Consider the following 256-nt stretch of genomic DNA (forward strand, 5'->3'; position numbering starts at 1 on the left):
AAGCTTAGCCTTACTAATAGCCCGATTGGCTTCATCGTTCTCATTGACTATGCTCATCAAGGTGCTGCGCACCTCGATGATGACATCTGTTTTGTCCTGACGCGTGAAAAACGCTCCGGACGGGCCGCCGAACGTTCGGCGACGGCCTCTGGCCTTGCGGAGCTACGCTCCGACAAACCAGACGGCAAACAAAGACGTGTTCAACTAAGACAAAAGGGGGTTCGCCCCCGCCAGCTTCTCGATAAAGCGTTGCAAT

At 54.3% G+C, this 256-nt stretch carries 1 protein-coding gene; it reads left to right on the forward strand.

The genetic code is table 11. From position 1 onward, the window contains the following. The coding region (locus tag IFT66_RS23435; protein ID WP_207105894.1) for a hypothetical protein at window positions 1–256 on the forward strand (256 nt) is incomplete at both ends.

Source organism: Rhizobium sp. CFBP 13726 (assembly GCF_014841925.1).
Taxonomy (GTDB): domain Bacteria; phylum Pseudomonadota; class Alphaproteobacteria; order Rhizobiales; family Rhizobiaceae; genus Neorhizobium; species Neorhizobium soli.